A 17,677-nucleotide genomic window follows, 5' to 3' on the forward strand; every position below is an offset into this window, starting at 1 on the left:
CTCGAGTAGTTATTTCTTTCTTTATAACGAGGAAATAATTTTTAATTTAAGACAATAATTGTACCATCACACTAACAAAATTAAGACTGTAAATTATTTAATATTTTTTTTCAATAAAAAACTGAGAAATACGAGTATAATTCTCGACATATACCCTTACAGTGAAAGGTTCTGATTTTTTTGTCAGTTTTAGTGCAGGAATTTCCTACTATTAATGGTAAAAATAATGCACAAAAACTTTTAGAACAAGCTGATCTAGCACTGTATAAAGCAAAACAAATGGGTCGAAATCAAGTTGTGGTTTTTAATCAAATGCATTAGAGAACTGGACATAAAGTAAAATACTAAATACTTTTCAAACCATACACAAGAGTATCTATGTTGTAAACATAATGTTTGATAATCTGTTCTGCTTGTTCACCGGTTAACGGCTTACTGATTGCTCCTTCCATACAATAATGCTGGCAATCATATTTTACAACATCAGCTTCATAGCTTGTTAACGCAATAATAGGTACACGATGGTCAGTATCTTTTTCTTTTTGTCTTAATTTCTTGGCTACTATATAACCGGAAGAGTCTTCAAGACCGATATCCATTAAAACCAAATCATATTTACCAGGGTGAAATAATTTAATGGCACTTTCTGCAGTTTCAGCAATATCTACCTGACACTGTAATGATGTAAATAATGCTTTTTCAACGTTCTGTGCAATAATATTGTCTTCAACCATAAGCACCATAGGTAAGTGATTTTCTTTTAAAACATTATTCTTGTCCTTATTTTCATCCTCTAGATTATGATCCTTAACGGCTACTGCTTTATTCAGGGTAATCTTAGTTAAAGTAACCACTAAACCAATTATGTCTTTATTCGTATCATACATAGGTACTCGATTGGCTTGAAAATAAAAATTTTTGCCATTTTTATCTTCAATGGGTTTTTCTTCAGTATTATAGGTTGCTTCACCAGAAAATAACACGTTCATGTCATCTAACTGCAATGCTTTAATTCGGGAGTCTTTCCAATGCGCAAACTCAGCCATTTTTTGGTAAGGGGTTCCTTTAAAATCTTTTAATGTTTGCAATCCGAGTAAATTGCAAAACTTGCTATTGCATCCTTTTAAATTACAGTCTTTATCTACCCAGTAAACAATATTAGGCATTGCATTGATGATTTCCATATAATATTGATTAAGGGATTCGATCTCTTCTTTTTGAGTGTACCTGGATGACATACATTACCTCCGTTGTTGGTTGTATGCCTCTCGGACATAAAGATACTTGATTTAGCTTATTACTTTTCCCAGCTTATTTTCGAGAAGCATAGTTGCGTATAAATTATAGATGAAACTATTTTATTTTTTAGGTACAACTTACAACACAGAAACAACTAACCGAGAATCCATTGGATCTGCTGTTCTAAATCGATCGGAATTTGTGAAAGCTCTTCAATGTCATAATCCAAATAAGGATTTTCTACAGCATTATTTGCCTGATAAAACTGTATTTCTCTATCCCGTTCACGGTGTAACCATGAAATTTGGGGAGCAAATAAATGAAGTATTCCTTCAACCCATTTATCTAAAACCTTCCAATATGGATCATTCATAGTCATTTTATAACGTTTAAGAAAACCTGGTATATGTTTCGCTTCATACCAAATTTCAGAAGTAACCCAGCGGTTTACAGTAAATAATCTTATTGGTTGACCAAATTGATTCATCCCAATAGCTACTAAATGGGTCATAGGATTATCAATATACTTATCCCAATCCACTAAGGGTGTGGGTTTTATTGACTTAGGTATGTATTTATATCGTAAGAAACAGTGAAAATGACCGTGCTCCTTACTTTCAAAATTTTCTCGATGGCAATGATAAAAGTATTGTGCTCCAGTGCTATGATCAATACGATCTCCCTTTGGATAGTGACTCATACGTTCATGACAGGCTTTCTTTTTTAAAGTGTAATGAAGGATGTTTTTACCCTGAGCAGTAGTCATTAACTGTTGTGATTCTAAAACCTGAATAGCATAGCCTAAAAAACGCTTTTTGTGCCACTTGCTAAGCTGGGGTAAAGTAAATTCTGAATGAGTAAGCATAATTATTATTATACAAAAGAGGTAGTTTCACCACCTCTTAATTGAATAAAGTAGTAATTAGTCCCCTGAGCAACTAGCATTCCCAGAGCATCCTTTGCAACCGGCACAGCCTTTACACCCTTTACACCCTTTACACCCTTTACACCCTTTACATCCTGCACAACCAGCGGCAGCGGGTGCCGCATCATCAGCATACGCAACAGAAACTACAGGAGCTGCTAATATAGTTAACAGAGCAGCAACAGCTATTGTCGATTTTTTCATAATATAACTTCCTTGATAGTTAATGATTTTTAACCCATCTACAATACTAGCAAAGATTTTATTATTTTTCTTCTTTTTTAAATAAAAAAATCTTAGATAAAAAATTAATTATCCTCGTGTGGTGATAATTCATTTCTTGATGCAAATAAAAATAACTTATCAAGCATTTTAGTACTTAAAATACGTTTAAAAAAAATTAATACATGTGCTGGTAGTGTCACAGGATATTTTGCTTGTGGATTTTTAGCCTCAATTGCGTGGATTAATTTCTTAATCACTGCCTGAGGTTTTTTGGTAAAAAATGAATCAGTATCAGTATGCTTATATGTTGAAAGCATCGCCATATATTGTTTATTGAAATGACTGTCTTGCATATTGATAACACTCAATGAGCCCTCAACACAATTATCTCTAAAACAACTATTTATCGGACCTGGTTCAATGGTAATTACGTTAATACCAGAAGACTTTAACTCCAATCTTAACGTATCGCTTAAACCTTCTACAGCGTATTTTGATGCATTGTATGCACCTCGAAATGGCAGACTAATTACACCAAGAATTGAACTTACATTAATTATTCGACCTTGTCCTTGCTGACGCATCACCGGAATGGCAAGTGTACTAAGCTCTAACAAGCCAAAAACGTTGGTTTCAAATTGCTGGCGTAATACCTCCCGAGTAATGTCCTCTAACGCACCGGCCTGTCCATAGCCTGCATTGTTAATTAAGATATCCAAGCGTCCATTAGTTTTGGCTAATACGTCAGCGAACGCCGTATGAATTGAAGCAGAATTGCTCACATCCAAAAGAGCGGTATCTAATCCTAAAGTAATAAGCTTTTGCATATCCTCTTTTTTCCTACACGAAGCGATTACTTTATGGCCCCTCTTTTTCAGAGCTAAGGCAGCAGCATATCCAATACCCGTGGAACAACCAGTAATTAAAATTATTTTCTTATCCATAGAGTAACCCCAAATAATTCATGTAAAGTAGATAGAAACAATGTAATAACAAAAAAAACAACTGTGTGATGAAACAAGTAAGCATAAAAAATTATATGCCAATATCGATCATTTTTTGCTAATCTTTATGGTAGCTTTTTATAGTAACCAGTACCAAACATTGATTTTCTTCTTTTCATTGACGATTTCATGAAAAATTATAAAATTTGAGCTATTATTCGGCTTTTAATTTCCGGAGTTTTTTATGAAAGTAGGTCATGACAGCTTATCAACAAAGTGTCAATTGAATGTAGATGGGAAAACCTATAATTACTATAGCCTAAAAAAAGCTGAAAATAACCATTTTAAGGGGATCAACCGTCTTCCCTACTCTCTGAAAGTACTCCTTGAAAATTTACTACGTTTTGAAGATAACACTACAGTCACTACTAAAGACATTGAGGCTATAGCTGACTGGTTAGAGACTAAAACATCACAACATGAAATCGCTTTTAGACCCGCTCGTGTTTTAATGCAAGATTTCACCGGCGTTCCAGCTGTTGTTGATTTAGCTGCCATGCGCACTGCTTTAGTTAAAATGGGCGGTAATCCCGATAAAATTTCTCCATTATCGCCTGTTGATTTGGTAATTGACCACTCGGTTATGGTTGATAAATTTGGTACTAAGGATTCAATAGAAGTTAATACTGACATTGAAATGGAGCGTAATAAGGAACGTTATGAATTTTTACGCTGGGGTCAAAAAGCGTTTAATAATTTTCAGGTTGTTCCTCCAGGAACAGGCATCTGTCACCAAGTAAATTTAGAATACTTAGGAAAAACTGTTTGGACCAGCAGTGATGATGGTCAATTATATGCTTATCCAGATACTTTAGTGGGTACTGACTCCCACACCACCATGATTAATGGGTTAGGTGTATTAGGATGGGGCGTAGGTGGTATCGAAGCTGAAGCAGCAATGTTGGGTCAACCTGTCTCGATGCTAATTCCTGAAGTAATCGGTTTCAAATTAAACGGTAAAATGAAAGAAGGGATCACAGCTACAGACTTAGTACTTACTGTAACTCAAATATTGAGAAAGAAGGGAGTAGTTGGTAAATTTGTTGAATTCTATGGTCCTGGTCTGAACGATTTGCCGCTTGCCGATCGCGCGACTATTTCAAATATGGCACCAGAATATGGTGCCACCTGTGGATTTTTTCCTGTAGATAAAGAAACTATTCATTATCTTGAGTTGACTGGTCGTGATAAACAAACGATTGCTCTGGTTGAAGCCTACACTAAAGCTCAAGGCATGTGGTACGATAAAGACAGCGTGGATCCTTTATTTACAGATACCATAGAACTTGATTTAGGTTCAGTCGAACCTTCTCTTGCTGGTCCTAAACGACCTCAGGATAAGGTAGTTTTGAACACATTGCCCATTGAATTTTCTGCGTTTCTGAAAGAAACGGGTAAAGAACAGGAAAAAGATACTTTGTTTCCTGTAAAAAATCATGATTTTGCAATGAAACATGGGCATGTGGTAATCGCAGCAATAACTAGTTGTACTAATACATCGAATCCAAGCGTTCTCATGGCAGCTGGTTTAGTTGCCAAAAAAGCAATTGAAAAAGGCCTACAATGTAAGCCATGGGTTAAATCCTCTTTGGCTCCTGGTTCTAAAGTAGTTACTGATTACCTAAAAAAAGCAGGTCTACAACCTTACCTGGATCAATTGGGTTTTAACTTGGTTGGTTACGGCTGTACAACCTGTATCGGTAATTCTGGTCCCCTGCCTGAGGCAATTTCTCATACAATTAGTGACAATGACCTGGTTGCTTCCGCAGTTTTATCTGGAAATAGAAATTTTGAAGGCCGCGTACATCCTCAAGTTAGAGCAAATTGGTTAGCGTCTCCTCCATTAGTGGTGGCTTATGCATTATGTGGTACTACTTGCACTGATTTAAGCAAAGATCCTATAGGTAAAGACAGTCAAGGTAATGACGTTTATCTTAAAGATATTTGGCCTACTAATGCTGAAATTGCCGCTGAAGTAGCTAAAGTCACAGGAGAAATGTTCCGTAAAGAATATGCTGAAGTATTTCAGGGTGATGCTCAATGGCAAGCAATTAAAACCAGTGACGGTAAAACTTATGAATGGAATACTAACTCAACCTATATTCAACACCCACCATTCTTCGATAATTTAAAGAAGCGACCTGAGTCACTTAAGCCAATCAAGCAAGCTTATATATTAGCTTTGTTTGGTGACTCCATTACAACTGACCATATTTCTCCTGCGGGTTCAATTAAAGCAAACTCTCCTGCTGGTTTGTATTTAAAATCCAAAGGAGTGAGTGAAAAAGAATTTAATTCTTATGGTTCACGCCGTGGTAATCATGAAGTAATGATGCGTGGAACTTTTGCAAACATCCGTATTCGTAACGAAATGACCCCAGGCCAGGAAGGTGGAATTACTCGTTACATCCCCACTAATGAAATTATGCCAATTTATGATGCAGCAATGCTTTATCAGCAACGTCATTGTGAATTAATTATTATTGCTGGAAAAGAATATGGCACTGGATCTTCAAGAGATTGGGCGGCAAAAGGAACTAATTTGCTTGGTGTGAAAGCAGTAATTACTGAAAGCTTCGAACGAATTCACCGCTCTAACTTAATAGGCATGGGTGTTTTACCGTTACAATTCAGTCACAATATAACACGTAAGACTCTGAACTTAAAAGGGGATGAACGAATCAGCATTGATGTTTCTGAATCATTAACACCAGGATCAATGGTTGCGGTAACTATAGAATACCCTGATGGTAACGTAGAACATTTTGAAGCACTTTGTCGTATCGATACTGTTGATGAGTTGGAATATTATAAAAATGGTGGCATTTTGCAATATGTGTTGAGAAATCTCTGCGCCTGATATAGTTTGGGCTGAGAGGCCCTACTTAAAATCTCCTTTGAAAAACAATAGCAATTTATTGTTTTCCTGTAAGCCGCAATGTTATACTCCGGAACTCCTCATTGACGATGAATTTTTTTGTAAATGGGCTTTTTATCTTTCTTAATCCTTAATTAAATAGCGTTGTACCTATGGAAATCTCATTCACTTTACTACTGATACTTTAAGGATTAATGATGAGTCCATCAAAAAAAGTTTTAAGCGTTTTTTCCTTAGTAATGATTAACGTAATCGCTGTCGATAGTTTACGTACCCTACCTATCAGTGCAAAATTGGGTTTATCATTAGTATCATATTATATTATTGCAGCCTTTGTCTTTTTTATTCCAGTTGCCCTTGTTGCCGCAGAATTAGCTACAACCTACCCTAATACAGGAGGCATTTATGTTTGGGTAAGAGAGGCTTTTGGCAAAAGAATCGGATTTATTACCATCTGGCTTCAATGGATTTATAACGTAGTTTGGTATCCAACTATTCTTGCTTTTATTGCTGCAACCTTGTCTTATTTGATTGCCCCTGAATTAGCCAATAATAAATTTTATTTATTAGGAACTGTGTTAGGCCTTTTTTGGTTGTTTACCTTATTAAATTGCTTTGGCATGAAAGTATCCAGCATTATCAGCATTATTGGTGCTACCATTGGTACGGTTCTTCCGATGCTACTTATCATTGGATTAGCAATAATATGGGCGATTCAAGGCAAACCTATGGCTGTTGATTACCCTTCTTCTTGGCTTCCTAATTTTGAATCCATAGGAAATATTTCATTATTTGCTGCCGTTTTGTTTGGTTTAATTGGTATGGAAATGTCTGCAGTTCATGCTGAAGAAGTAAAAAATCCTCAACGTGACTACCCTAGAGCTTTGCTTTATTCAACCCTCATTATTATCTCTACCCTTTCTTTAGGTTCATTAGCTATTATTGTGGTAGTACCTAACGAGAGTTTAAGTGTTGTATCCGGTCTTATCGATGCCTATTCCATATTTTTTAAAGCGTACCAAATGCCATGGATGACCTTAGTGATTGCGGTATTTATCATTCTAGGAGGTTTAAGCGGAGTTTCGGCCTGGATTATTGGTCCCACAAAAGGTCTATTGGTTTCTGCCATAGATGGTTCATTGCCGGTGCGATTTGCACGTACCAATAAATATGGAGCACCAACTGCCATTCTATTTACACAAGCAATTATTGTTTCTATTTTAAGCACTGTATTTATACTATTGCCTTCAATTAATGCTGCCTACTGGATGCTAAGTGATTTATGTGCGCAAATGGCTTTATTGGTATATGTCATTATGTTTGCTGCTGCTATAAAACTCAGATACAGCAAACCGAATCAACCACGAGGATATAAAATTCCTGGTGGAAATAAAGTGATGTGGACACTTTCTGGTTTAGGTATTTTATGTTGTATCAGTGTAATACTTGTTGGATTTGTTCCTCCATCACAGATTCCTATAGGTAATGTATTTATTTTTGAATCATTCTTAGGTGGTGGTTTAATTTTATTCGTATTAATCCCATGGTTCTTTGCCAAAAAACATTAGCTTCTGTTGACTAAAAATTTAATTACTGTACATTACAAGTCGCTGTAAAAATTTTTTTATTAATTTAGTACAGGAGTAAACTAAATGCTAAGAGCAAAATTGGCTGCTTTTGCGAGCGCTTTAATTCTTGTTGGAACTGCTTTTGCAAATCGGGAAGTATGCCCAGAACTAAGTGCAATCCAAGCAGAAGGTGTTTCAATGGCTATGGAAGTCTATGGAATGTATGCTACGTATCAACTTAGCAATTTTAATACAGATTCTTCTTGGGGTTTTATTATTGCACCTATTGCTGCAAACTCTATGGTAGAAGCTATCGGTAATGCTAATGATATTTTACGTAAAATGACGACACCTGGTGTTCTATTACAAGAAAGTTTATGTAATTATGAAACAGGAAATCCAGATGTTTATGCAATAGCGATTCAAGACGAATTACTTACAGCAACGAAATTAAGACAATATATACGCCATTAAATTTAATTTTCGATAAGTCTATTTGAGTTAACAGTGAAACAAGCAATTTTAAACTTGTGCTGCTGCACGCGTGTTTAATTAATTTTTAATTCTTTTCGTCCAATGCTTTCTCAAGTGACTTAATAAATCGGGGCGCATCAGGAGAGGTAGTAGAATAGAAATAATCGATTAACTTTCCGTCACGATTTATCAAATATTTATGAAAATTCCATTTGGGTGCCGTACCAAATCCTAATTTTTGTTTTGCCCAAAGATAAAATAGATGAGCATTTTTTCCAGAGACAACTTCTTTTGACGTCATGGGAAATGAAACACCATAATTAACGTGACAAAAATTTGCAATTTCTTGATTAGTGCCAGGTTCTTGACTACCAAAATCATTCGATGGTACCCCTATTATAACAAGGCCTCTCGCTTTATAAGTCTCATAGAGTTTTTCTAATTTTGCATATTGCGAAGTAAATCCACATTTAGAAGCTGTATTTACAATGATTAACACGTTACCCCGAAAAGAATCAAGGGACATAAGATGATGCCCTATTAAGGTATGGAATGAAAAATTGTAGGCATTTACATTAAGATTCTCAGCAGAGGAAATACTAGTCATAAAAAGGCATCCAATTATAAGGGACAGAAAACGCATGGAGCGAGTATCCTTGTATTAAGTCGCCTTCAAAATCTAAGTGGCAAAATCTGATTAAAAAAGATTGAATCGAGCTTTTTCTAATTATTAGTAATAATATCCTATTGATCTTGTAACGCAAGCAGAAAAAGAGATTTTTTTGCTTAGATATCCTGTGTTCGCATAAAATTGTTTGCATTTCTATGCTCATACCAGTTAAGATTGTATTCACCGTAGTTATTGGTGCAAAGGTACCATGGTAACTATTTCTTCATGGGGAAGGCTTGAATCATCAAAGCATGATGTACTATCCCTCACTAATCGCAATGATGTAAGTAGGATGCTTCATAATAATAAACCCGGGCTAGCTTATGGAATGGGGCGTAGTTATGGAGACGTATGCTTAAATCCTGGTGGAATTCTTTGGAAAACTACCGGCCTGAATCATTTTATTAGTTTTGACGAATACTCAGGGCGGCTCGTGTGTGAAGCAGGTATTCTGCTGCATGATATTCATAAACTAGTTATCCCAAGAGGTTGGATGCTTCCTGTAACTCCAGGCACTCAATTTGTTACTGTAGGTGGCGCAATAGCAAATGATGTGCATGGCAAAAACCATCATGTGTTCGGTACATTTGGTAATCATATTCACAAAATTAAATTGTTAAGAACCAATGGCGAAGTTCTTGAATGTGGCCCTCAACAACAAAAAGAATGGTTTGCCGCTACTGTTGGCGGTTTAGGTCTAACAGGTGTTATTCTAACAGCAGAAATACAACTTCGCCCTATTAAGAGTCCCTGGTTAACTACAGAAATAATTCCTTATGCAAACCTCGATGAATTATTTAAATTGACTGATAATTCCCAGGATTATTGGGAATATACAGTATCTTGGATGGATTGCTCATTAAGACGTGGGATTTTTATGCGCGCTAATCATACTGATTATTGCGACTTAGATAAACCTTATAAACGAAGCATGACTGTTCCAATAATATCTCCCTTTTCGTTAATGAATAAATTTACTTTAAATTTATTTAATAGGGCTTACTTTAATATTAAAAAAAGACAATTTGGTCATTCAATAAAACATTATCAGTCTTTTCTTTATCCACTTGACACTCTTTTAGAATGGAATCGCATATATGGTCCCAAAGGTTTTTATCAATATCAAAGCATGGTTCCATATTCTGTTGGGATTAATGCAACTCAGGCAATGCTCAAAGAAATAGGCCGCTCGTATTCAGGATCATTTCTAGCACTACTTAAAACATTCGGTAATCAAAATTCAGCAGGGATGTTGAGTTTTCCGCAACCCGGTGTAACCTTAGCCGTGGATTTTCCCAATAAAGGATTGAAAACACTCAAATTGTTTGAACGCTTAGATGCAATTGTACAAGAAGCTGGTGGACGTATTTATCCCGCAAAAGATGCGCGAATGCCAAGCAATCTTTTTGAATTAGGTTATCCAAGACTTTCAGAGTTTTTACTTTACCGCGATCCTGGAATTTCTTCTGCCATGTCACGCCGCTTAATGGGACAATAGAAAATGAGAAAAAAAATTGTAATCATTGGGGCAACATCAACGATTGCTGAATTTTGTGCAAAAGAATGGATCTTAGAGACAAATACGGAAATTATTTTGGTCGGGCGCAATGCAGAACAATTAGAAATTATTTCTCAAGATTTGCTAGTGCGTGCACCGCAGAATCGTGTTGCTATCATTATCTTAACTGATTTTACAGATCCTACAGAAATAAAAAATATGACCCAGGAAATTTGTGCCAGAGGTATTCCTGATATCGTGTTGATTGCTCATGGGTGCCTACCTGAGCAAAAAAAATGCCAGCACGATTTACTAAATTGTAAAGCAGCTCTTGAAATTAATGGAATTTCCCCTATTTTATTTGCAGAAGCTTTTGCAGAACCTATGGATAATGCAAATGGCGGAACAATTGCTGTTATTGGTTCAGTTGCTGGTGATCGCGGAAGAGAATCAAATTATATTTATGGGGCAGGTAAAGAATTAGTTGCTCGTTATATTCAAGGAATGCAACAACGCTTTCATGGCCGCAATGTAAGAATAATTCTTATCAAGCCTGGCCCTACAGATACCAAAATGACAGCCAGATTAAAGAACTCTAGGCTTAAGCTCGCTGATCCATCAAAGGTTGCTGCGTGCATCATTAAAGGAATAAAGAAAAGAAAATTAATTATTTATGTGCCAAAAAAATGGGCTATCATTATGATGATAATACGTCATACTCCAACTTTTATCATTAAAAAGCTTAAGATTTGAATTAAAACGAACTTCACTACTTTAATCTTAATCCCATCATTTTGAGCCTTGACGAAGAAACGTCATTAACAATCTGTTTATGGACCTTACTCTTTTTATTTTAACTTATCAAAGTAGACGAAAAACCATGTTATATTGAGACCTTACTGAAAAGTATCTGATACGATTAGCGTGCGAGCCTGAACTGCCCAAGCGGCATCATGGTGGCTAATACCACCACGTCCCAAATAATTTGTTATAGTGTTCCCATAGTACTCACAAAATTGGGAATATTAGGTGATCCAACTCCCACTACATCATTCCAAAATTGATTTTCTTCCATGGCTTGGCCACCGTTGGTATACAAGTAGTTGAACGGGGCGTATTCCGTGGGTTGGCTCGGAGATGCAGCTTGAAACGCATTAATTTGAAAATCATAACCTGGAGCTGTATAGCCTACTATCCAGCCGGGTGCTAGCATGTGAGGAGGAGTAATGACATTCAATGACTGGGTTTGTAATAAGGTTAGATTATTAGCATAAAGATAAGGAGTTGCCAAACCCAGTCTGCTTAATCCATTAAGTTGTCTTACTTGATTCACTAATGTTAGTGTTCCACTAAATAACTGTACCGCAAGAGATGTGCTTCCTGTGCTACATGGTGACGGGAGATTATAAGGGTAAAACTGCAAGCAGGGAATCGTACCATAGATGATTAATCCTGTATTCTGATCCGCGAGCATCGCGATATCAGGAACAGCTCGGCAAATTTGCCCCTGACAACTATATTGATTAATGGTACCCAAACTACCTATACTAAAGTTTTGAATGGCATTTGCTTGTGCTGATAGAGCAGGGAAATTAGAGCTTATTCCACCAGTGGTGCCACCTATATAAATACCACTAAAAGTTACACCATATCCCCAACCGCTTTCAAATGAATAGCTTCCATCACTCCCTACAAATAAACTACTACCACCCACTGAGGTAATATAAGTATTATCTCCGGGATAGGTTACTGGAGACCCTGCATTATTTCCAGACTGAAAATTAACAGACTGTCCTTGCGCCATTGCTTGAAGGAATGTAGCATCGTAAGGTCCCGGAACAGTACTATCCGCCGTTCCCCCCCAACCATTAGAAATAACCGCAGCTGTATTATCAGTAACAGCCTTAGATTCTGCTGCAAGATATGCAGCAGTAGTATCTGTTGACCCTAAATATAAGATAATACGTGCGTTTGGTGCCATTGCATGTTGTCCTTGAATTGCTTGAGCTATAGGGAGCGCATAATGTGATGTTGATGCTGAGGAGCAAGCAACCCAGCCCCCTACGTTAATAATAGTAATTTGTACCGGCGGTAAACCATTTGCAGCACTAAATTCATTTGCATCAATTTGTATCTGTGAATTTAGATAAGATGTATCACAAGCTTGAACTATTCCAATGATTTGACCAGTGCCATCAATTGTCATATTGTTTACCGCAGGAATAGCTGCCAGATTGTAGGCAGTGCGTAATTGAGTTCCGGTGAGACCATTGAGTGAATTATTAGTCGGTGCTAAGGAGGAACGTTGAGATTTTGATGAAGACCTCATTTCATTAGCTTTATGGGCTTCGTCTTTAAGTGTTTGTTGTAAGTGCTTATCGATGGCTTGATTATAATCAATAAAATTATTGAGTCCCTGAATGTCTGAGACAAAGGAGGCAATAGCTGCCGGTAGCATAGGCACTGTCGCATTTGCATACACGGTTCTCTGCTGATAATGATACTTATTAAGTTGTGTTCCCACCGCTTGCTCTACCTGCCTAGCAGTACCTAAAACCTGCACCCCATTACCTAAAACCTGTGCTTTCATTCCTATGGAAGTAAAATAGTCTTTAACTGCATTAAGAGAATTCGTATTTGGGGCATATTCAGCTTTAAATTCATCGGAAGTTAAAAAATGTTGGTACTTAGGACTATGAGCATCATAAAGGTCTTTTACTAATTGCTCTAATTGCTCTCGATTTCTTAGTTTAAGCTGCACAAAAAGCTGCATTTCAGTATCAGACTTAACAGGACCAATTAATTGCGCTTTCTGCAATAAAGATTGTTGTGGGTCCGCTATTGCCATACGTCCATGAGGTGTATTTGCCTCAATACCGGTTACTAAACATACCGACAGCAATAAACCCACTGTCCCTCGCTTAAAATCCATCATTTCCACCTCCTAGTAATTTATTAAAAATAAAATAAATAACATCTCTTATTAAATTAATATGCTGAATATATACTGTTAATTAGACTGTATGTTATAAAAGCAAGCTCCGTTCCAGCAGGTAAGACAATCGCTACCTTTTAAGATAATGCACTGCTGTATGCCAATTTATTAGCAGTTCCTACACACGAATAAAAATGATTAGAGACATCGCAAGGATAGTTAAATTTAATGCAGAAACATTGTGATTTTGACAGAATAAAGATCCTTTTCCATTAAGGCAGAGTATACAATCCACATTGGCTGGTATTTCACTGGCAATAATTTGAAACAATAACTTATTCCCTGCAAGCATTTGATAAAAATAAATAAATTAAAAAAACGTAGATTAAACTATACTGCCAGTTTTAAAATACTTAATCAAGTTTTTCTTTAGAATACGAGTTAAGTAATGTTACCCAAAATGGGAAATTTTAGATTTGTTGCATCATATTGGAAGAATTAAGTGAATTGAGTGGTTGCACCCCTATGCACAGAACTATTTATTGTCAGTTTTTAACTCTTGATGCTATTTTTTTCAAATGCTACAAATTGCGTTTTCAAAAAAAATCATTAATAGATATAAAAACTAGGAGCATTGATACTCCCCTCATAGAGGAAAATTTTTAACCAATTTCTGCAATATGATTAAGCAAGGCTGCTAATCGGCATCCAGCAATAAGACTTTGTTTCTGAATACTATTTTGGGCATTTAATTGGTAACGCTTACTTGGTATTTCTTTCCTCTTTATTTGATAAACTTGCTTTACTGCTAAGTGATGAGAATCTCTAGCCCATTGCTCAGGATTTTTTTGAATTTTAATAAGTGAACAGGACAATTTTTCTTCCAATAATAGTGCTTTATTTTTAATATGATTAGCTCTGCTATGACCAGTATAAAAACCAGCGCCCTTATCCCAATACCTATGCAAATTATTTCCTACAGCATTAGTACCCAATGGAAATAAATTACCGCCCAAATCGCCTTTAGGTAACTGATTACTTACTTTAGTTACTGCGTGCAAAGGTTGATGAATATCACCAACCAAGTGAATTAAAATAAGTAAAGCTAATCTTTTGTCTACTAATTTTGCTTTTTTTGTCGTAAGAATAGAAATGGCATGATTTATTCCCCATACTGCATTTGTACTTCTTACAGCGGGAAGGTTGCTGCCATCGTTAGAAAAAGGTATATCAATATAGTGAAATGTGTCATACCAATGAATATTTTTAAATCTAATCAAATCTAGCCAAATTGATGCTGTAAGAAAATTCGCATTAAGATTTTTTTTTGATCGTGGATTTAAGTACTTATGACACATTTCTTTAGCATGAGGAGTCAGATGATCATAGGCGATTTGAGCGATAACTTGATGGCCTTGCATATTCCATGCGAAACAGTTTAGTGCATAAAAATAAAATATTAATGTATTGAAAAACCGTATCATAATAACTATTAACTCCATATTATTGTAAATAATATACTTCTCTTTGTTATAAATAAAAGTAAACGAAGAGTTTTTTATTTTTGGAGAATTTGTTACTTTTTAACCTAAATAAGGAGACCATGCAGGCTCTTGCACATCTCCATTACGTGCTGGTAGAGTCATTCTGATTCGACCATCAAGAGATACGATACCTAAAACACCTTTATCTTGATTATGAGTTGCATATAGTATTAAACGCCCATTTGGTGCCACAGAAGGTGATTCGTCATGACCTGAAAAGGTTAAACTAATAATAGAACCACCACTAACATTTTGCATGCCAATATTAAATTGTTTATCATCACGATGCAGCATCACAATAGTTTTCATATCTGGAGTATAAGAGGCTCGAGCATTGTAATTACCCTCAAAAGTTATACGACTCACTTGTCCATCTGTTAAGGATAAGCGATAGATCTGTGGTGAACCACCTCGACCTGAAGTAAAGAGAAGACTTTTTCCATCTGGAGCATAACGTGGCTCCGTATCAATCGCATCACCAAAGGTTAATTGCCTCATAGTTCCGCTGCGTATATCAACACTATATATTTTGGGTGTTCCGCTTTTAGATAAAACCACAGCTAATTGACTACCATCTGGTGACCAGGCCGGAGCGCCGTTAATCCCAGGAAAACTAGTAATTAATCGGCGCTGACCTGTTTCCACAGATACAGAGAAAATTTGCGCACGTTTTTTCTCAAATGAAACATAGGAAATACTCTTACCATCCGGCGCCCAAGAAGGAGACATAATTGGTTCAGAGGAAATCAGCAAACTTTGTGGATTATTTCCATCAGCATCCGCAACTTCTAGTGAATAACTGGTTCTGCGCATTGCTCTTTGAACCGAAATATAGGCAATACGAGTAGAAAATATACCACGTTCACCAGTTAATTTTTCATACACTTCATCACTGATATGATGCGCTAATGCTCTAAATTGCTGCGTATTAATTTGATAAGTTTTAGTCAATAATGTTGCGCCATTAGCAACCGCATCAGTTAAAGTAAAGCTTACTTCATAATGAGTTCCATCTTGAGTAACACGCCCAGTGACTACACTATCAGCACCCAATTGTTTTAAAGTACTTATAGATGACTGAGAATGAGGACCTCGTGTACCAGAAACAATTTTAAATTGTCCTGAAAAGTTTAAATCATGTTCAATAATCTGTCCTATTTCCTGTGAAGCACGGTCGAAACCAAATGTATTAATTGCAATAGGTAACGCTGAGTTAATACCTTGAGTTAACTCTAAATCAAGAGCAAAAACTTGTTGTGTACACAATATAATAAACAGTGTAATAATTCGATTAATCACGAGTTTTACCCCCTAACTTGTTCTGGACGAACGGTTAAACTAATATCGCGAAACATATTGAATGTATTTGCATCTGCAGGTACAGGCAGTGGTGATGCTTTGTAAATAGCTGTTTGTGCTGATCTATCAAGAAGAGGATCACCACTACTACGTATTAACGTAACTTCTAATACTGAGCCACCGGGAGCAAGACGTATTCTAAATTGGCTTGATAAACTGCTATCAACGTTTTCAGGAAGGATCCAGTTTCTTCCTATGGCATTAACAATAAGCGCCTTATACTTATCAACTATGCCTGCAATTCGCGCTTGTTGTTCCGCATTACGCGCGGCTGCAGCTTGAGCTTGTTTTCGCTCCATTTCAGCTTTTGCAAGAGCTGCTGCCTGTGCTTGTTCTGTTTTTAATTTATCGGCTTTTATTTTCTCGGCAAGTTTCTTTTTCTTGAGATCTTCAAGTCTTTTTGCCTCTAATTGTTGTTGTTTTAACAACTCTTCTTTCTGTTTTTTTAATTCCTCAATATGTTTTGCTTCTAATGCTTTTTGCTCGGCTAATTTCTTTAAATTTTTTTTCTCTTCTTCTATCTGTTTTTTCCGAGCAATAGCAATCTTATGTGCTTCCTCTTTAAGTTGAGCAAGCTGCTGTTGTTCTGACACGCGTTGTTGTTTTGCCATTTCAACCTGACGATTAAGTTCTCGTTGCCGGTTCACCTCAGCTTTTTGTTGTTGTTCACGTTCTTGTTTTAAGCGATTGACCGTATCCATCACCTGTTTATTATCCACACTTATGGCTTTCACTATTTCAGGCTGTGTCACAGCAATAGACTGATCAATACCTGGAGAATTTTTAGATTCTGCAATTAACACAGGACGTGAGCTTGGATTATCGGATAAAAGCATTACAATTAAAAAAAGATGTAAACCAATTGCTAAAAAAAAGGCTTTACCATAACTGGGTGTACTTATCATGTTTGACCTTCTGATTTGTCTTGCTCGGAGTCAGTGAGTAATCCTACTTGCTCCGCACCTGCTTGCTTTAATAAAGCCATTGCCTGAATAACCTTACCGTACATGGCTCCCTGATCACCTTTAACTAAAACATTTAATTTCTGGTTTGATTGCTTCGCTAGCTCTAATTCAGCAGCAACACGAACTGCTAAAGCCTGCGGCTCTATAGGATCTGCTGGTGTACTACTAATATTAAGAAAATAAGTACCCTGCTGATTTACTGAAACAATAATGGGTTCTTTATCTGTGGGCGCTAGAGTCTGGCTTGCCGCTTTAGGCAAATCCACAGTAACCCCTTGACTTAACATGGGCGCAGTAATCATAAATATAACGAGTAAAACCAACATCACATCGATGTAAGGTACAACATTTATCTCAGATATGGGACGTTTGCGCTTAGTCTTGGTTCTGATC

At 36.5% G+C, this 17,677-nt stretch carries 16 protein-coding genes; 6 read left to right on the forward strand and 10 right to left on the reverse strand.

Annotated elements, in window-relative coordinates:
* Positions 1–180: 180 nt before the first annotated feature.
* Positions 181–321 (forward strand): hypothetical protein, encoded by a 141-nt coding sequence (locus WA877_RS07555; protein WP_425170307.1) that lies wholly within the window; start codon positions 181–183, stop codon positions 319–321.
* A 23-nt stretch (positions 322–344) separates the two neighbouring features.
* On the opposite strand, the gene WA877_RS07560 is transcribed toward WA877_RS07555, so the two are convergent.
* From WA877_RS07560 to WA877_RS07575, 4 genes are all read right to left on the reverse strand, one after another.
* Positions 345–1,238, reverse strand: coding sequence for a response regulator (locus WA877_RS07560; protein ID WP_425170308.1), 894 nt, complete (start codon positions 1,236–1,238; stop codon positions 345–347).
* 155 nt (positions 1,239–1,393) lie between these two features.
* Positions 1,394–2,104 (reverse strand): DUF6969 family protein, encoded by a 711-nt coding sequence (locus WA877_RS07565; protein ID WP_425170309.1) that lies wholly within the window; start codon positions 2,102–2,104, stop codon positions 1,394–1,396.
* A gap of 57 nt (positions 2,105–2,161) precedes the next feature.
* Positions 2,162–2,368 carry a hypothetical protein gene (locus WA877_RS07570; RefSeq protein WP_425170310.1) on the reverse strand — a complete coding sequence of 69 codons (207 nt, stop codon included), beginning with the start codon at positions 2,366–2,368 and terminating at the stop codon, positions 2,162–2,164.
* Positions 2,369–2,472: 104 nt separating this feature from the next.
* Positions 2,473–3,333, reverse strand: coding sequence for an SDR family NAD(P)-dependent oxidoreductase (locus WA877_RS07575; RefSeq protein WP_425170311.1), 861 nt, complete (start codon positions 3,331–3,333; stop codon positions 2,473–2,475).
* 244 nt (positions 3,334–3,577) lie between these two features.
* Here WA877_RS07575 and acnA point away from each other — a divergent pair, with 244 nt between their 5' ends.
* The 3 genes from acnA to WA877_RS07590 all read left to right on the forward strand — a co-directional run bounded on the left by acnA (position 3,578) and on the right by WA877_RS07590 (position 8,313).
* Entirely contained in the window at positions 3,578–6,253 is a 2,676-nt protein-coding gene (gene acnA / locus WA877_RS07580; RefSeq protein WP_425170312.1) for an aconitate hydratase AcnA, read from the forward strand.
* A 215-nt stretch (positions 6,254–6,468) separates the two neighbouring features.
* A complete protein-coding gene (locus WA877_RS07585; protein ID WP_425170313.1) occupies positions 6,469–7,839 on the forward strand; it encodes an APC family permease in 1,371 nt (456 codons plus the stop codon).
* 84 nt (positions 7,840–7,923) lie between these two features.
* On the forward strand, positions 7,924–8,313 hold the full coding sequence (locus WA877_RS07590) for a DUF4949 domain-containing protein (RefSeq protein WP_425170314.1): 390 nt from the start codon (positions 7,924–7,926) through the stop codon (positions 8,311–8,313).
* Between the two features lie 85 nt (positions 8,314–8,398).
* Here WA877_RS07590 and WA877_RS07595 read toward each other — a convergent pair whose 3' ends face one another.
* Entirely contained in the window at positions 8,399–8,920 is a 522-nt protein-coding gene (locus WA877_RS07595) for a glutathione peroxidase (RefSeq protein WP_425170315.1), read from the reverse strand.
* Between the two features lie 271 nt (positions 8,921–9,191).
* Between WA877_RS07595 and WA877_RS07600 the strand changes: the two genes are divergently transcribed.
* A complete protein-coding gene (locus WA877_RS07600; RefSeq protein WP_425170316.1) occupies positions 9,192–10,481 on the forward strand; it encodes an FAD-binding protein in 1,290 nt (429 codons plus the stop codon).
* 3 nt (positions 10,482–10,484) lie between these two features.
* Positions 10,485–11,234, forward strand: coding sequence for an SDR family NAD(P)-dependent oxidoreductase (locus tag WA877_RS07605; protein WP_425170317.1), 750 nt, complete (start codon positions 10,485–10,487; stop codon positions 11,232–11,234).
* Between the two features lie 235 nt (positions 11,235–11,469).
* On the opposite strand, the gene WA877_RS07610 is transcribed toward WA877_RS07605, so the two are convergent.
* The 5 genes from WA877_RS07610 to tolR form a co-directional block, all read right to left on the reverse strand.
* Positions 11,470–13,416 carry a S53 family peptidase gene (locus WA877_RS07610; protein ID WP_425170318.1) on the reverse strand — a complete coding sequence of 649 codons (1,947 nt, stop codon included), beginning with the start codon at positions 13,414–13,416 and terminating at the stop codon, positions 11,470–11,472.
* A gap of 662 nt (positions 13,417–14,078) precedes the next feature.
* A complete protein-coding gene (locus WA877_RS07615; protein WP_425170319.1) occupies positions 14,079–14,900 on the reverse strand; it encodes a S1/P1 nuclease in 822 nt (273 codons plus the stop codon).
* A 99-nt stretch (positions 14,901–14,999) separates the two neighbouring features.
* A complete protein-coding gene (gene tolB, locus WA877_RS07620; protein WP_425170320.1) occupies positions 15,000–16,259 on the reverse strand; it encodes a Tol-Pal system beta propeller repeat protein TolB in 1,260 nt (419 codons plus the stop codon).
* Between the two features lie 5 nt (positions 16,260–16,264).
* Entirely contained in the window at positions 16,265–17,224 is a 960-nt protein-coding gene (tolA, locus tag WA877_RS07625; protein WP_425170321.1) for a cell envelope integrity protein TolA, read from the reverse strand.
* On the reverse strand, positions 17,221–17,676 hold the full coding sequence (gene tolR, locus WA877_RS07630) for a protein TolR (RefSeq protein ID WP_425170322.1): 456 nt from the start codon (positions 17,674–17,676) through the stop codon (positions 17,221–17,223). The genes tolA and tolR overlap by 4 nt, the downstream gene beginning before the upstream one ends.
* Between the last annotated feature and the right edge of the window lies 1 nt (position 17,677).

The sequence above is a fragment of the Legionella sp. genome (assembly GCF_049790535.1).
In the GTDB taxonomy this organism is placed as follows: Bacteria; Pseudomonadota; Gammaproteobacteria; order Legionellales; family Legionellaceae; genus Legionella.

Excerpts from the sequence above, each read along its gene's own strand:
- WA877_RS07560 (WP_425170308.1), bottom strand. The coding sequence starts at position 1,238 with ATGTCATCCAGGTACACTCAAAAAGAAGAGATCGAATCCCTTAATCAA.
- WA877_RS07565 (WP_425170309.1), bottom strand. The coding sequence starts at position 2,104 with ATGCTTACTCATTCAGAATTTACTTTACCCCAGCTTAGCAAGTGGCAC.
- WA877_RS07570 (WP_425170310.1), bottom strand. The coding sequence starts at position 2,368 with ATGAAAAAATCGACAATAGCTGTTGCTGCTCTGTTAACTATATTAGCA.
- WA877_RS07575 (WP_425170311.1), bottom strand. The coding sequence starts at position 3,333 with ATGGATAAGAAAATAATTTTAATTACTGGTTGTTCCACGGGTATTGGA.
- acnA (WP_425170312.1), top strand. The coding sequence starts at position 3,578 with ATGAAAGTAGGTCATGACAGCTTATCAACAAAGTGTCAATTGAATGTA.
- WA877_RS07585 (WP_425170313.1), top strand. The coding sequence starts at position 6,469 with ATGAGTCCATCAAAAAAAGTTTTAAGCGTTTTTTCCTTAGTAATGATT.
- WA877_RS07590 (WP_425170314.1), top strand. The coding sequence starts at position 7,924 with ATGCTAAGAGCAAAATTGGCTGCTTTTGCGAGCGCTTTAATTCTTGTT.
- WA877_RS07595 (WP_425170315.1), bottom strand. The coding sequence starts at position 8,920 with ATGACTAGTATTTCCTCTGCTGAGAATCTTAATGTAAATGCCTACAAT.
- WA877_RS07600 (WP_425170316.1), top strand. The coding sequence starts at position 9,192 with ATGGTAACTATTTCTTCATGGGGAAGGCTTGAATCATCAAAGCATGAT.
- WA877_RS07605 (WP_425170317.1), top strand. The coding sequence starts at position 10,485 with ATGAGAAAAAAAATTGTAATCATTGGGGCAACATCAACGATTGCTGAA.
- WA877_RS07610 (WP_425170318.1), bottom strand. The coding sequence starts at position 13,416 with ATGATGGATTTTAAGCGAGGGACAGTGGGTTTATTGCTGTCGGTATGT.
- WA877_RS07615 (WP_425170319.1), bottom strand. The coding sequence starts at position 14,900 with ATGATACGGTTTTTCAATACATTAATATTTTATTTTTATGCACTAAAC.
- tolA (WP_425170321.1), bottom strand. The coding sequence starts at position 17,224 with ATGATAAGTACACCCAGTTATGGTAAAGCCTTTTTTTTAGCAATTGGT.